Here is a 14736-nt window from a genome sequence, read left to right on the forward strand (position 1 = left end):
TTACTTTGCCGTCTCCACGCCGGCGTCCTTGATCACCTTCGCCCACTTCTTGGTCTCATCCGCGATGAAGCTGCGAAAATGCTCCGGCTCATCGCCGATCAGCGTCGCGCCTTGGGCTGCGAGCTTCTCCTTCACCGCCGGATCGGCCATCGCCTTCGTCGCAAGAGCATGCAGCGCGGCGACGATCTCGTTCGGTGTGCCCTTGGGGGCGACCATGCCGTACCAGTTCTCGATACGTAGCGCGGGAAATCCCGCTTCCGCGGTGGTCGGCACGTCGGGCGCGGTCGGTGCGCGCTCGGCCGAGCCGACCGCAATGGGGCGCAAGGCGCCGGCCTTGACCTGCGGCAGCAGCACCGGCAGGTCGAGGAACGTCATCTGCACCTGCTGTCCCAGAAGATCGTTCACCGCCGGCGCGGCGCCGCGATACGGCACGTGCACGATGTCGATCTTCGCCGTCAGCTTGAACAATTCGCCGGCGAGATGCGGTAGGCTGCCGGGGCCGGAGGAGGCGAAGTTGAGCTTTCCCGGCTGCGCCCTGGCGAGCGCAATCAACTCGCCGATGTCCTTGGCGGGCACGTTGGTCGCGACCACCAGCATTTCCGGCACGGTCGCAACCAGCGTCACCGGCGTGAGATCGTTGAGCGTGTCGTAGGCGACCTTCTCCATACTCGGGCTGATCGCCAGCGCGCCGGCTGAGGAGATCGCGACGGTGTAGCCGTCGGGCGCGGCCTTGGAGACGGCGTCAGTGCCGAGCACGCCGCCCTGGCCGCCGCGATTGTCGATCAGCACCGGCTGTCCCGACAGTTTCGACATGCGCTGGCCGATCACCCGGGCGATGATATCGTTGGGACCGCCGGCCGGGAACGGCACGATCAGCTTGATCGGCTTGGCCGGAAAATTCTGCGCGGAGGCGAGCGTCGGCAGTAGAAGCAGGAACAATCCGAGGAGCAGCCTGCGTGAGACGGTCATGCAAGCCCTCCGCTCGCGTTGTTATTGGTTCAATAGCTTGAGTGCTTCTTCGTGGACCCTGGGGTCGCCAGCCGCGATGATGCGGCCGCCCCCCTGGGCCGGCTTGCCTTCCCAGGTGGTGACGATGCCGCCGGCGCCGGTCACGATCGGGATCAGCGCCGCGATGTCGTAGGGCTTCAGCTCGGTCTCGACCACGAGGTCGACATGGCCGGCCGCGAGCATGCAATAGGAATAGCAATCGCCGCCATAGCGCGACAGCCGCGCGCCCTGCTCGATGCGGCCAAAGATGGCGCGGTCGCGCTCGTTCATCAGCAGCGGGCTGGTGGTGTAGGTCGTGGCTTGCGAGAGCGAGGCGCAGCGCCGGACCTGGAGCCGCCGCTCGCCGGAGGGCCCCTTGTAATTGGCCAAGCCGTTGTCGCCGGAGAAGCGTTCGCCGATGAAGGGTTGGTGCATCATGCCGAACACTGGCGCGCCCTTGTGCAGCAGCGCGATCAGGGTGCCCCAGATCGGAAAGCCGCCGATGAAGGATTTCGTGCCGTCGATGGGGTCGAGCACCCAGACATAGTCGGCGTCGTCGCGCTCATTGCCGAACTCCTCGCCGACGATGCCGTGCTGGGGAAAGCTGGCCTTGATCAGCCGCCGCATCACTGCCTCCGCGGCGCGGTCGGCTTCCGTCACGGGATCGAAATCCTTGGTCTTGCTCTTGTCGTCGACCGACAATGAGGTGCGGAAGAACGGCAGGATGGTTTCGCCGGAGACGGTGGCGAGCCGTCCGATGAAAGCTGAGAAGTCGATCACCGTCACGGCGTATCCTCGAAAGCGAAAGTCGAATGAAGCTCGCTTCTGCCTAGCTCAAATCGGCACAATCTTGCAGCGCTGTCTTTGAATGCTCCCTGGTATTTTGAATGCCGCAAGCCGGCTGCCTCATCTCAGTCATCTCTTGGCCAAATATCGATCACAGCGTTGAAAACTTAGTTCCAATGATGCCTCGTTCGTATGCAAACACCTATCAACCCATTGAATTTCCTTATCAATGGAAGTGAATCGGGGTTTCCATAGAAGCAACTGAGCCATGTGTGTTTTGCATGGGAAATCGCTCAAAAGCCCTTGCACTTTGTGCGGCGCGGTCGCATATTGTTGCGGTGCGGTAGCGCTTTGCGTTACCGCTGCCCTCCTTGGGCGTTTCCTCCCTAGACTTGGGCCGCTTCTTCATCAGAAGCGGCCCTTTTTTCTTTCGGAGCCTGTTTTCGTTTTCAGCGCGCCGGCGATGCGAAGCGAAACGCGCCCGCCGTTGCTCACGGCCCGGATCGTTCCGGAAAAATCCAAGCTATTCCGCTGCGGCCTGGAACGGGCCGAGATCGCCGAACGGGATCGTGGCCGCCAGCACGTCGGCGAGGATGGCGAAGTCGCTTGCGACTTGCGCAAAGCGCGGACCGCGCTCGCGCCGCCGTTCGTCCATGTAGATCGCGCGATTGAGCTCGAGCTGCACGGCGTGCAAGCCGCTTGCGGGGTTGCCGTAATGCTCGGTGATGAAGCCGCCGGCATAGGGCTTGTTGCGGCCGATCGAATAGCCGAGCCCCGTCATGGTCTCCTCGACGCGGTCGGGAAGCAGCGGCGTGCAGCTCGTGCCGTAGCGGTCGCCGATCACGATATCGGGCCGGCGCGGCTCGTCGCGGGAGACGCCGACCGAGGGCATCGAGTGGCAGTCGACCAGCACCACGGTGCCGAACATCTGGTGTACCTTGTTAATCAGCCGGCGCAGCGCGCGATGGTAGGGCTTATACAGCGTCTCGATCCGCCCCAGCGCGTCGTCGACCAGGATGCGGTCGCGGTAGATCTCCTGTCCGTCACCGACCACGCGCGGAATGGTGCCGAGACCCCCGGCGACCCGCATCGAGCGGGTATTGGCAAAGCTTGGCAGACGGCCTGTGAACATGCGCGGGTCGAGCTCATAGGGCTCGCGGTTGACGTCGACATAGGAGCGGGGAAAGTTGACCCGCACGGTGGGAAAGCCGCGATCGCTCAAATGGCCGATCAGCTCGTCCATGAAGGAATCTTCGGACCGCCGCAGCGTCGGCAGATCGATTCTGGAGGCGCTGAGGAATTCGTCCGGATAGGTCGAGCCGGAATGGGGCGAGTTGAAGATGACCGGGGCACGCCATTGCGCGGGCTCCACGATCTCAAAGGCTGGCGACGTCGCGCCGTCAAACCGGGTCATCTTCTCAGGCTTCGTCCCTTCGCGCCGGGATCTGGCGTGGTCCAGATCGCATTGATTCGGCCGATCGAGCGGCTCTTATGTGTCGTCATTGTCCGGAATCGCAACCATTCTGCCAAGCGAAAAGATGCGATGGCCGTTGGAACACGTCTTAACCGTGCGGGCAGGGAGGTGGGGATGCGTCGGCGGCTCGATTGATTCGATCTGCATTCTGGTTCACAAGGGACCGGCAGTGGCAGCTGTCTCAGGGTTAAGATTTTCACCCCAAATTTACCCTCTGTCGGGCTTAGTGACCTCTGCTGATATCCTCTGGGGATTCGACGTTTCCTGCCATGCCAAAGATCCTGCTCGCCGAAGACGACAACGACATGCGCCGCTTCCTGGTCAAGGCGCTGGAAAACGCCGGTTTTCAGGTCTCGTCCCACGACAACGGCATGGCCGCCTATCAGCGGTTACGGGAAGAACCGTTCGAGATGCTGCTGACCGACATCGTGATGCCGGAGATGGACGGCATCGAGCTCGCCCGCCGCGCCTCGGAACTCGACCCCGACATAAAAATCATGTTCATCACCGGCTTCGCCGCGGTGGCCCTGAACTCGGATTCGGACGCCCCCAAGAATGCCAAGGTACTGTCCAAACCCGTCCATCTGCGCGAATTGGTCAGCGAAGTGAACAAGATGCTGGCGGCCTGAATCGGCCCCTTCCGTCCTTGCACAGGCTCCCCTGAGCCGTTATAGGGACCCCACCCGATCTAGACGACCTCTAGGGCACGTAGCTCAGCGGGAGAGCACTACCTTGACATGGTAGGGGTCACAGGTTCGATCCCTGTCGTGCCCACCATCCTTCGCTCGCGAAGCGAGAGAAGGATGCCACGCCGAAGCCCAAAGGGCGCAGGCGGGCTTATCGCCGGCAAGCCACGATTCAACGGATACTAACGCGAAGCGTAGACGGACTGGGGTGTCCCTGGAACAGTCCGATGCCATCGGTATTGGTCCGCCATGCCGAAAACCTTCAAGCGCGGCGACCACGTCAGCTGGAATTCGGAGGCCGGCCGCGTGCGCGGCCGTATCCTGCGCGTGCACACCGCGAACGTCGACTACAAGGGCTACGTCCACCACGCCACGCCGGACGATCCGCAATACGAGATCAAGAGCGATAAGACCGATCACGTCGCCCTGGACAAGGGCAAGGCGTTGCGATTGTTGCAGAGCTGACGAACGTGAGGTGGGCAAGGCATCCCCATGGCTCATCCCTTCTTCACCATCGGTCATGCCACGCGTTCGATTGGGGAATTCGTCGAGTTGCTGCGAGGCAGCTCGATCACATATCTGGCCGACGTTCGCACCGTTCCCCGCTCGCGCACCAATCCGCAGTATAATCGCGACACGCTGCCGGAGTCGCTCGCGGCCGTTTCGATCGGCTACGAGCATATCGCCTCGCTCGGCGGCCTGCGCAGCCGCAAGGGCGAGGTGCCGCGCGAGACCAATGCTTTCTGGCAGAACGGCAGCTTTCATAATTATGCCGACCACGCCATGAGCGCGGCCTTTCACGATGGTCTGGCTCATTTGCGCGATCTCGGGCAGACGCAGCGCTGCGCCATCATGTGCGCGGAAACATTATGGTGGCGATGTCACCGACGCATCATCACCGATTATCTGCTCGCCGCCGGCGAAACCGTGTTTCACATTCTGGGACCAGGGCAGGTCAAACCGGCCGAGATGAACCCGGCGGCGCGCGTTATGGCTGACGGCAGCTTGGTTTATCCTGCGGAAAGTTAGCCAATCGTCGCTATCGCGGCTATTCTTGCCGCAGTCGTAGATCCTCTGCGGTGATGGTCGTCACCGTCACTCATAAATCTACGGCCTTGATCCAAGACGCGAGGCTGCCCATGAGCGTGTCCGTCATCGAATAGGCAAAAATCCAGGCGCAGGTGCTGGTGCCGCTGGTCAAGGCATTGCAGGCCGAGCTCGGCGAGGCGCGCGCCAACGCGCTGGTGCGCAAGGCGCTCGGCGATCTCTATCGCGGCTTCGGCGAGGAATTCTGGAAATCGAAGAACCTGAACAAGAACGAGACAGACCTCGGCCAGGCGGTCGGGTCCGCCTTCACGACCTATGCCCGCGGCGACGCGCTCGCCTATGACGTCATCGAGCAGTCCAAAGACGTCTTCGCCTTCGACGTGAAACGATGCGCTTATGCCGAGTTCTACAAGGCGCTCGGCGAGCCCGAGCTCGGCTTTCTCCTGATCTGCACCGCCGACTTTGCGACAGCAGATGGCTTCGGCCCTGACATCACGCTCACGCGCACGCAGACCATCATGCAAGGCGCCGATCATTGCGACTTCCGCTACCGACGCGACTCCGGCGAGCGCCGGTGAAGGGAGCGCCTCTCACGCCGACGCGTCTTTTGCCCCAGCAGCAGGTCTTTCAGCCCGGTCGGAAACAGGCTCGGGGCACCTTCCACGTCGAGATCGGCGAGATCGAACCAGCGGGCGACGACGTGCGCGCCGTTGTCCTCCCTGAAATCGATGTGGTCGTGATCGCGGAATGCAGCATCGGGAAACTCGACCTCGGAGATGAACATCACCTCGTGCCCGGTTGCTCCCTCGTGCGCGAAGATATTCTCCAGCATCAAGGGCTCGCCTTTGAGGACGACGTCGATGCCGAGCTCTTCGTTGAATTCGCGCGCCAGGGCAGCCCGCCAGCTTTCGCCGAACTCGATCTCGCCGCCGAGCGGGCGCACGCCCTTGATCCGGCCTGCATCGTCACGAACCTCGGCCGCCAGCAGGCGTCCGTCCCGCCAATGCAGGCCGATCGCGACGACCCTGATATGGGCATGAGGACGCCATCTGGTCATGGGGCACCGTTAGTCCGCCTCCGGCCTCTGTGCAACGCGCCGTGTTGCTTTCGCTTCGTCGTTGCGAGCACACCGCAATCATCAGCCGCCTCAAGGAGGGCCTTCATCGATTGGCGCCAGAGCAGCTTGCGGGGGCCGCTGGATCTAAACGCGGCGGCTCCTTAGGTGTCGGCAACAAGCGGTTGTCTCCTCTTAAGGGGACGGCGCCATTGCGAGCATCCGATCGCGCCACTCCAGCCAGGGTTCCGTTTGCCAGTTCCGGACGAAGCAGCCGATGGGCAGGCCGTCGATGACGAGATCGCAGGCGGGCATGCGCAGGAAGCCTGTGCCTTCGAGGAGAGGCGCAAAATGATCGGGGTGGACGGAAACCACGACATAGAACCTTAGATTGCGCTCGGTCGCCCAAAGGGTGGAGTGACAAATCTGCAAGGCGTTCATCGCCGGATTCAATCCGCGTCTTTCGCCCTCCGGTATCGTAAACCTGGACATCAACGATACGGCTATCCCATCCGGATCATGAAGTCCGTCGCCCAGCACCCCGCACACGGCATCCACGACCGGATCAATCGCGGCGCTGCGGTCGTCCAGTCCGTCGAGCCGCAGCACCAAGGTCACCCCACAAACCATGCCATCGCGTTGGCGCGCCACGAGCGCGCGGGTGGCGCTGTGTCGGCTCCAATGTTCAAACAACACGCGTTCGGCGGGCGGCAGCGCACCATCACGCAAGCGTGCGATGCCGCTCGAGTCAGCTTCCGTCGCTGGACCCACTGTTATGCTACCCATCGTGGGATAGTCGAAGTAGCGCTGCATCAGCGGCGAATGGCGGCCAAGGAACTGTAATTCGACTCCGGTCCGCAAGATGTCCCGGCCGTCGCGGAGGCGCCGAATCAAATGCCGACTGATCGAATGTTGAAGTCGTCGTAAGGCCTGAGGGTCTCGCCAACGCAGTTCTTCATCAATCGCCGCCCGCACCAGTTCATGCGGCTGAAGGCCGTGGGGGCTGACTCGCACATAATTCTGCATAGCGAGCCACTCGAACAGCATGGGCGCACTTGCCGAATCCACGACGTCGGACAACAACGGGGCCGTCGTTGTCAATGCCTGTGCACAGACTTCAAGCGCTGTCCGGTGCTGCGGGGTTGGGGCTTCGGCGACGCAGCGGCGGGTTAACTCCCGGACAATATCCGGACCCAATCCTTGAGGGACATGATCCGCGCGCCGAACCTCGGCAGCGAGCATGACCAAAGCTAGCGGATGTCCGTGGCAGAGATCGAGGATCGCGGCATGCGCGTCCTCCCCGACACCGTAAGCCGTGAGCAGATGCGCCGAATCCGTGCGGGAAAGAGAATCCAGGCCGATGCATTGCATTGCTGTGCACCACAGGGGATGCGCGGTCCAATGCGAGTCAGGCGGTTGACGTCCGGCCAACACCACGGTCGTTTGCGAAGGCAAGCTTGGGAGCAACGTATCGCGCACCCAGCCGCTGGCGGGCTCAAGGTGTTCAAACGAATCGATCACCAGCACGTTGCGACCGGATACCAGCCGGCCTGAAGCAAGCACGTCGATACCGTCGGCCTTACTGTCCGGTTCAATTGCGCTTCTTGCGGCACCAATGAGCGCCTCCGGTCTCGGTGGAATACCCGCGGCATCAATCATGAAAAAGCCGACGTCGCTTGTGACCGCTTCGGCGCGCAGCCGCTCCAGCAAGGTGGTCTTTCCGATGCCGCCGGGCCCGTGGATGAAATACAGCGACGTGCTCGGTGCGCTAGGTGAAATGGATGCGCGAAGCGCGCCAAGTTCGGTCTCGCGCCCGACGAAGCGTCTCAAGGCTACGCCACGGAGGCGATCTCCCATGCTGATGACGCTTGCACCTGCGGGGTCTTGCGGAGTAGCGGCATCGGTGCCGCGCTCAACCGTGACCAGCATATATCCACGGCGCGGGAGAGTTCGCAGCGCCGTGCGGCCGAACTTCCCGAGTGCCTGGCGAACGTCTCCGATGGCCTGAACAAGCGAGTCCTCGGTAACCTCGCAGTCGGACCAGACCTCGTCCAGCAATTCGCTCTTGCCGACCAGACAACCGACGCGGAGTGAGAGGAGCTTGAGCACGAGCCAGGCCCTCGGTCGCAACGGAACAGGCTCGCCGTGGACGTCGAGCAGCAGCTCGCGTGATAAGTCCACGGTGTAGTCACCGATCACAACCGTCTGTGGAGATGGCTTCACGAGTTGTCGCCGGCAGTTTCGGAAAATTTCGTCCCATTTTCGGGACTTGGCACTACTCATACCGCATTATTACGTCGCGGATAAAGCATGGAGGCGTACATGAAACGTTCTCTCGTTGCTGCAGCCTTATTGGTTACGGCACTGCATTCGCAGGCATTTTCCCAAAAGAGCTACGGACCCGGGGTAACTGATACCGAGATCAAGATCGGGCAGACTGTGCCCTATAAGGGACCTCTATCGGCGCTCGCCATATTTGGCCGCGTCGAAGTGGCTTACTTCAGGAAGATCAACGAGACCGGCGGGATTAACGGCCGCAAGGTCACACTGATCTCACTCGATGATGCTTTCTCGCCGCCAAAGACGGTCGAGCAAACGCGGAAGCTGGTGGAGGACGACCGCGTTCTTGCGATTGTGGGGTCGACCGGCACTCCGACCAATCTTGCGACCGTCAAATATCTCAACACCAACAAGGTTCCGCAAATCCTGATCCTGGCCAGCTCGCCGAAACTTCATGATCCGGAGAACCTGCCGTGGACCACCACATTCTTCATGTCGCAGGCCGTCGAGACCAAGTTTTATGCTGACTACCTGTTGAACTCGAAGCCAGCAGCAAAGGTCGCAGTGCTCTATCAGAACGATGACCTCGGTAAAGGCAACGTCACTGCGTTTCGGACGGCACTTGGAGCCAAAGCATCCGGCATGATCGTAAGAGAAGCCGCCTATGACGTGATGGACCCGACCGTCGACTCGCAAATCGTCGCACTCAAGGCATCAGGGGCAGACACCCTGTTCCATGCCTCGTCGCCAAAGTTCGCGGCACAATCGATCCGCAAGGCACACGAGCTTGGCTGGAGCGTCGAGCACATCCTGCTCTCGGGAGTGAGCGACATTCCGACGGTCCTTCGGCCTGCGGGGCTCGAAGCATCTCGCGGTGCCGTAACGGCACGCTGGATCAAGTCGATCGACGATCCCACATGGGCCGACGATCCTGCCGTGAAGGATTACCTCGCCTTCCTGAAGCAATGGATGCCCGGGGAGACGAATGACGATCCAAGCGCGATTCTGGCCTATTCGACGGCGCAAATGATCGAGGAAGTGCTGAGGCGTTGCGGTGACGACCTCTCGCGTGAAAATCTGCTGAAGCAGGCGACAAACGTCCGAGATCTTCAGCTTCCAATGTTTCTGCCCGGCGTGAGAGTGAACATCTCACCTGGCGACCGCATCCCGTGGCGCCAAGCGCGAATGGCGCGCTTTGACGGCAGCCGCTGGGTGTTCTTCGGCGACATCGTTGGCGTCTCCACTTCCACCGACTGAGGTATGCAATGAGCAGCACTGAAGGAGACGGCCGGCAGGCCGGAGCCTGGCGCATGCCAAGACGATCCCATCGTCCCATCATTGTGGCGCTCCTCCTCGTCCCTTACATCGTCCTGTTCGCGAGCGACGCGAGATCTCAATGCACGGCACGAGATGTCTTGCACAACCAACTGACGCTGAAGAAATCGCCGCTATCAAGCGCGCGACGAGCTCCAATCCGATCCGCCGTCGATGTTCCTGTGTGGAAAACGATCGCCATAGGGACGTTTGCAGATGTGTCTGCTCTCACCAATGCGTTGAATGCAGTAGGTTGTGGCATCGGAGACTCGGCTGGGGAAATTCTCGCGCGACCAGCCTTTTCGCTTAGCGTCACGAAGCGCAGCGTAGATCTATTTGCGGTGTCGGTCACCGAATTGGGCTTTCAGGCCGATACTGTGTCGCTATCGAATATATACGCACGCGCTCAGCAGCTTGGTTTTGGACTTGCGACGGCGGAGATTGCTCCACAACTGAGACTTCAATATTTTGATCAGCCGGTCGGTGAATTTCTAACCGTCGGAATGGCGCCAATTCAGACATGGAAGGGTGAGCCTGTCATCTTGACAGTAGCCAACGGTGGAGCGGGACTCATCGTCATTGGCCAGGATGGCAATCCGGATGCACAAGTCCCGGTGACGTCACGTTTTCTCTTTGTAAGGCCCGGGTCTTCCGATTGGCCCGATGAGGCCGCGGTCACTCATCCGCCGTCGGCGGGGGCAAGTGTCCTCGTGCGTGGAGACCAGTCGGCTAGCGCCCCAAATTCCAGCGGTCGAGGAAAGCGATGAGCCGACGGCTCGAAGTTGCGATCACTGGCGCGGGCATTGGCGGATTGACGGCCGCCCTCGCGTTGCGGGCCCGAGGCTTGAAAGTGAAAGTCTTTGAGCAGGCGCCCGCAATTCGGGAAGTTGGGGCCGGCCTCACGTTGGGCCGCAATGCAGTGCGCTTGCTTAGGAGGATCGGACTGGAAGACCAACTCCAGCGCATCGGTTCGGCAAATATGGGTCTCACGCTATTGAACTCTCATGGGGCGCCCATCGGCATGTCTCCACTGCCTGCAAGGGCACGGCTTCCAGGCGAGTTCGACAGTTACTCCGTCCTAAGGGCGGAATTTGTTAGTCTGCTGGCAGAGGCACAACCGCCGGGAACGCTCCATTTCGGCCATAGATGCGTCGAGGTAGATGAGACGGGCGCCGGCGTGCGACTGACATTTGCGAACGGGGCCTGCGTCGAGGCAGACTTGTTCATTGGGGCCGATGGTATCCACTCCTTTAGCCAGCGCGAGATCGGTGTCAAAACGCAGCCGACGAGCGGAGGGACCATGGCCTACCGGGGCTTGGTTCCCGTCGAATGCCTACCCTGGGCGCGCGACCTGCGTTCATTAAGGATGTGGATCGGACCAGGCCGAAGTTTCATCTGCTATCCAGTCTCGCGCGGACGCCTCATCAACATCGTAGCCTTTGTGCCTGCGGATCGGTATGGCACCGAATCCTGGTCGGCCCCCGGTGATCTTGGGAGTCTGGCGGCGGAATATGTGGGCTGGGATGCTCACGTTTTGCAGATGATTGCCGCGCTTGATGAAACATTTCTTTGGGGCATCTATGATCGGGATCCACTGCCTTATTGGTCAACGGCACGAAGGTCGCTGCTTGGCGACGCTGCTCATCCAATGCTCCCGCACCTTGGACAAGGTGCCGGACAGGCCATCGAGGATGGCTTTGCGCTTGCCGTTTTACTGGAGAATGCCGGCACTGCTCAAATTCCGGAACGGCTGAAGGCCTATGAGCGACTACGGCATGCACATACGAGCCAGGTGCAGGCAGCTTCACGCGAAGCGGGCCGATTCTTTCATTCCGAAGATGGGGACGCCCCGCGCAGAGCGCAGCAACTGGCGAGTTGGAGGGCCGCGGGCAGATGGATCAACGAGTACGACGTCGAAACAGCCGCGACAGAACTGCTACATGAGGTGGCGTAAGCTGAGTCTCGATCGGATCAAACGGTGCTTGATAGAAGGCAGATTTGGCTCATGGCTGACAAAGCGTAACGTTCGCCAATCGCGTCGCTGTTGGCGACACAGCAAACCTCGGCGAAGGGGACCCAAGGCCTCGCCCTGCCTACATCCCTCCGCGCGAGTGGAAGAAGCGAAACAAGCGACGCTGGCCTTTCGATCACCCGACCAGATACTTCCTCACTGCCGCCTCGTCCCACGCAATCCCGTTGCCGGGCTCCTCGCTCGGCAGCGCAAAACCGTCCTTGATCGCGAGTCGCGTCGACAGCACCGCGTCCGCCCAGTCGACATATTCCAGCCAATGTGCGGTCGGCGTCACGCACAAGAGGTGCGCGCTGACTTCCGAGAACAGATGCGTCGACATCTCGATGCCGGCGGCGTGCGCCAGCGAGGCAGCGCGCAGCCAGCCGGTGACGCCGCCGATGCGCTGGACATCAGGCATCACGTAGTCGCAGGCTTCCGCTGAGAGCGCCGCCTGCATCGAAAACGCGCTGTCAAAATTCTCGCCGATCTGGACCGGGGTGTGCAGCGCGTCGGCAATGCGGGCGCAGCCGGCATAGTCGTCGTGGCGGATCGGCTCCTCGATCCAGCTCAAGCCCTCGTCGTCGAGCATCTCGCCGCGGCGGATGGCTTCCGTGACCGTCAGCGCCTGATTGTAGTCGCACATCAGCGTCACCTGATCGCCGACGGCCTTGCGCACCGCGCGCACGACGGCGAGATCCTCCCGCGCATCGGGCCGACCGACGCGGATCTTTGCCGCCCGAAAACCCTCGGCCAGCAGCTTGTGCGCTTCATCCACCGCGGCGCCTGTAGGCATGAGGCCGAGCCCCTTCGAATTGTAGGCCTTGACCGGCTTCGGCGCGCTGCCGAGCAGGCGGGCCAGGGGCAGGCCGCGTATGCGCGCGAGAGCGTCCCAGGCCGCCATGTCGATGCCGGATTGCGCCAGCCGTTGCAGGCCGGCGAGGCCCAGCAGCGTGAAGCGCTGGGCCAGCTTGCGCTCGATCTCGAACGGCAGCAGTTCGTCGCCGGCGACGAGGTCTGACATCTCCGTGACCATGGTCGTCAACGGCTTCAAGGCCGACGGCGTGATCGAGAACAGATAGGCGTGGCCGCGCACGCCTTGGTCGGTCTCGCAGTCGATCAGCACCAGCGGCGCTTTTGCGATTGCCCCCGTCGAGGTCTGGAGCGGCAGGTTCATCGGCACGATGACCGGCCGCGCATGGAAGCGCCTGATGCGGATAGTCTCGGTCATGGGTCTCTCCCGGCGGAGCGGATGCAGGAAGGCGCCGATCTTAAGCATTCGCGATCAAACGAAAAGGTGCCTGCTGCGACTCTCATGCAATGAGGTTGCGCCACCGCAGTGGTAAAGTCCGGTAATCCAGCGCGGGTCCGCTCGCTGCTGGAAAGCGCGCTGGCTTCGCTGAAGCCGGCGTGAAGGTTCGATCAGGCTTGTCTGATTGAGCCCCGTTGTGGCCGCGAGGAAGGTCTGCCCCCTCTCCCGCTTGCGCTACCAGATTCACACATCTCGAAAATGGAATCATCCTCAATGACTTAGCAAAAGCCAGGTTTTGGACGCTCACGCGCTGCAGAATCGAGACAAGTGACTCGGATGACTCACTTTTTGGGCTTAATCGGCGAATGGCTCCGACAGAGATGCGTGAATACGGTAGCTCGCTTGCGGGAGAGGGTTGGGGAGAGGGTGTCTCCTCAACGGGACAATCCCCAAGCGGAGAGAGCCCTCACCCGGCGCTTCGCGCCGACCTCTCCCGCAAGCGGGAGAGGTTTTAGCCCGGGGGGCCATATGTACCTCACTCACGCCTGAGGCGCCTCACCGCGCCGCGCCTTCGGTGAAGGCGGTCTCGATCACGTCGCCAAAAGGCTGCCAGGAACGGCCGTCGAACTGGACGAGCCGCATCTGCTTGATCGGCAGATAGCTATTGGGCGAGGTATTCATCCTGATGTCGGGCAGCGCAACGGAGGGGTGATGACCCCTAATCGACGCCGCCTGACGCATGATGTTCTCGCGCGAGAAGTCGTCGCCGCATTGCTTCAGCACGAGCGTCAGCGCCTCGGCCGCGGCGTAGCCAAAGACGGCCGCGCTGTTGTTCGTGCTTTCGACTTGATGGTATTTGTCCATGAAGGCGAACCATTCCTTCATGGCGGAATCGTCCTTCCATGCGGGATCGCTCGGATCCTTCAGAAAGACCGCGGAGATCACGCCGGCGGAGTTCTCGAGGCCCGCTGGCGCCATTGCATTGGCGATCGAGGCGGCGGCATCGTTCACGATGAACACCGGATGCCAATTAAATGAGGCCGCCAGCTTGATCACCTTGGAGGCCGTCGACGGCACGCCGAGAAAGATGAAGATGTCGGCGCCCGCGCGCTTAAGAATCGAGACGTGCCCGTCGAGATGCTCGTCGGCAATGTCGAAGGCGATGTCGACGAGGACATGACGGTTCAAATCGCCAAGGCCTTCCTGGACGCCCTTGTAGAGCATGCGCCCGAACTGGTCGTTTTGCAAGAGCACCACGATCTTCTTCCGGGGATAATAGGTTTGGATGTAGTTGGCGTAGATGCGTCCCTCGGACCGGAACGACGGCTGCCAGCCCATGGTCCAGGGAAACGCGCTTGGCTGGCTCAGCTCCTCGTCGCCGGAGGCGACGAACAGTTGCGGGATCTTCTTCTCGTTGAGATACCAGCGCGTGGCGAGATTGCCGGGCGTACCGAACGACCCAAACATCAGGTGCACGTCGCCGGTCTCGACCAGGTTGCGCGTCAGCTCCAGCGCCGTCGCCGGATCGGAATTGTCGTCGCGCGAGATGAAGCGGATCTTGCGGCCGTTGATGCCGCCACGCGCGTTGATCATGTCGAAATAGGCGGCCTCCGCCTGGCCGATGGCGCCGAACTCCGACAGCGGTCCCGAATACGGCATGACATTGCCGATGCGGATTTCCTTGTCGGTCGTGGGTTGCTCCGCATGTTGCTGCGACATCGCCCCGAGGGAGGCGTAGGCGAGGATCAAAACGAACGATAGTCTGCCGGTGATGCGCATGGTCGGCACCTCAACGTTGGCCCCGGAGAGGTCGGCTCGATCCCCACCAAGGCTGGTTGGTGTAGGTCA

At 61.6% G+C, this 14736-nt stretch carries 14 protein-coding genes and 1 tRNA gene; 8 read left to right on the plus strand and 7 right to left on the minus strand.

The window, feature by feature from the left end; all coding sequences use genetic code 11:
• From IVB12_RS12515 to IVB12_RS12525, 3 genes are all read right to left on the minus strand, one after another.
• Complete coding sequence (locus IVB12_RS12515) at positions 1-969, minus strand: tripartite tricarboxylate transporter substrate binding protein (protein WP_247299244.1); 969 nt, start codon at positions 967-969, stop codon at positions 1-3.
• A gap of 21 nt (positions 970-990) precedes the next feature.
• Positions 991-1773, minus strand: a complete 783-nt coding sequence (gene hisN, locus IVB12_RS12520; protein ID WP_247299246.1) for a histidinol-phosphatase — start codon at positions 1771-1773, stop codon at positions 991-993.
• 523 nt (positions 1774-2296) lie between these two features.
• Positions 2297-3187: an N-formylglutamate amidohydrolase gene (locus tag IVB12_RS12525; RefSeq protein ID WP_247299248.1), complete on the minus strand. Its 891-nt coding sequence runs from the start codon at positions 3185-3187 to the stop codon at positions 2297-2299.
• 329 nt (positions 3188-3516) lie between these two features.
• On the opposite strand from IVB12_RS12525, the gene IVB12_RS12530 reads away from it, so the two are divergent.
• From IVB12_RS12530 to IVB12_RS12550, 5 genes are all read left to right on the plus strand, one after another.
• Positions 3517-3876 (plus strand): response regulator, encoded by a 360-nt coding sequence (locus tag IVB12_RS12530; protein WP_007597092.1) that lies wholly within the window; start codon positions 3517-3519, stop codon positions 3874-3876.
• A gap of 73 nt (positions 3877-3949) precedes the next feature.
• Positions 3950-4024: transfer RNA gene (locus IVB12_RS12535), tRNA-Val, on the plus strand.
• Between the two features lie 158 nt (positions 4025-4182).
• A complete protein-coding gene (locus IVB12_RS12540; protein ID WP_247299250.1) occupies positions 4183-4398 on the plus strand; it encodes a DUF2945 domain-containing protein in 216 nt (71 codons plus the stop codon).
• A 27-nt stretch (positions 4399-4425) separates the two neighbouring features.
• Positions 4426-4962, plus strand: coding sequence for a DUF488 domain-containing protein (locus IVB12_RS12545; protein ID WP_247299251.1), 537 nt, complete (start codon positions 4426-4428; stop codon positions 4960-4962).
• A 140-nt stretch (positions 4963-5102) separates the two neighbouring features.
• Entirely contained in the window at positions 5103-5558 is a 456-nt protein-coding gene (locus IVB12_RS12550; RefSeq protein WP_247299505.1) for an L-2-amino-thiazoline-4-carboxylic acid hydrolase, read from the plus strand.
• Here the strand turns inward: IVB12_RS12550 and IVB12_RS12555 are convergent.
• Both IVB12_RS12555 and IVB12_RS12560 read right to left on the minus strand, forming a co-directional pair.
• Positions 5528-6037 carry an NUDIX hydrolase gene (locus tag IVB12_RS12555; RefSeq protein ID WP_247299253.1) on the minus strand — a complete coding sequence of 170 codons (510 nt, stop codon included), beginning with the start codon at positions 6035-6037 and terminating at the stop codon, positions 5528-5530. The genes IVB12_RS12550 and IVB12_RS12555 overlap by 31 nt on opposite strands.
• Before the next feature lie 192 nt (positions 6038-6229).
• A complete protein-coding gene (locus IVB12_RS12560; protein ID WP_247299255.1) occupies positions 6230-8233 on the minus strand; it encodes an AAA family ATPase in 2004 nt (667 codons plus the stop codon).
• 111 nt (positions 8234-8344) lie between these two features.
• Here IVB12_RS12560 and IVB12_RS12565 point away from each other — a divergent pair, with 111 nt between their 5' ends.
• The 3 genes from IVB12_RS12565 to IVB12_RS12575 are packed head-to-tail and all read left to right on the plus strand — an operon-like array spanning position 8345 to position 11582.
• Entirely contained in the window at positions 8345-9571 is a 1227-nt protein-coding gene (locus IVB12_RS12565; protein ID WP_247299257.1) for an ABC transporter substrate-binding protein, read from the plus strand.
• A 53-nt stretch (positions 9572-9624) separates the two neighbouring features.
• Positions 9625-10395 (plus strand): hypothetical protein, encoded by a 771-nt coding sequence (locus IVB12_RS12570; protein WP_247299507.1) that lies wholly within the window; start codon positions 9625-9627, stop codon positions 10393-10395.
• A complete protein-coding gene (locus IVB12_RS12575) occupies positions 10392-11582 on the plus strand; it encodes an FAD-dependent monooxygenase (RefSeq protein WP_247299259.1) in 1191 nt (396 codons plus the stop codon). The genes IVB12_RS12570 and IVB12_RS12575 overlap by 4 nt, the downstream gene beginning before the upstream one ends.
• Before the next feature lie 193 nt (positions 11583-11775).
• Here IVB12_RS12575 and IVB12_RS12580 read toward each other — a convergent pair whose 3' ends face one another.
• Together IVB12_RS12580 and IVB12_RS12585 are read right to left on the minus strand one after the other, a co-directional pair.
• Entirely contained in the window at positions 11776-12867 is a 1092-nt protein-coding gene (locus IVB12_RS12580) for an enolase C-terminal domain-like protein (RefSeq protein WP_247299261.1), read from the minus strand.
• Positions 12868-13443: 576 nt separating this feature from the next.
• Positions 13444-14667, minus strand: a complete 1224-nt coding sequence (locus IVB12_RS12585) for an ABC transporter substrate-binding protein (protein WP_247299263.1) — start codon at positions 14665-14667, stop codon at positions 13444-13446.
• Positions 14668-14736: the final 69 nt, after the last annotated feature.

The organism is Bradyrhizobium sp. 179 (assembly GCF_023073535.1).
GTDB lineage: Bacteria > Pseudomonadota > Alphaproteobacteria > Rhizobiales > Xanthobacteraceae > Bradyrhizobium.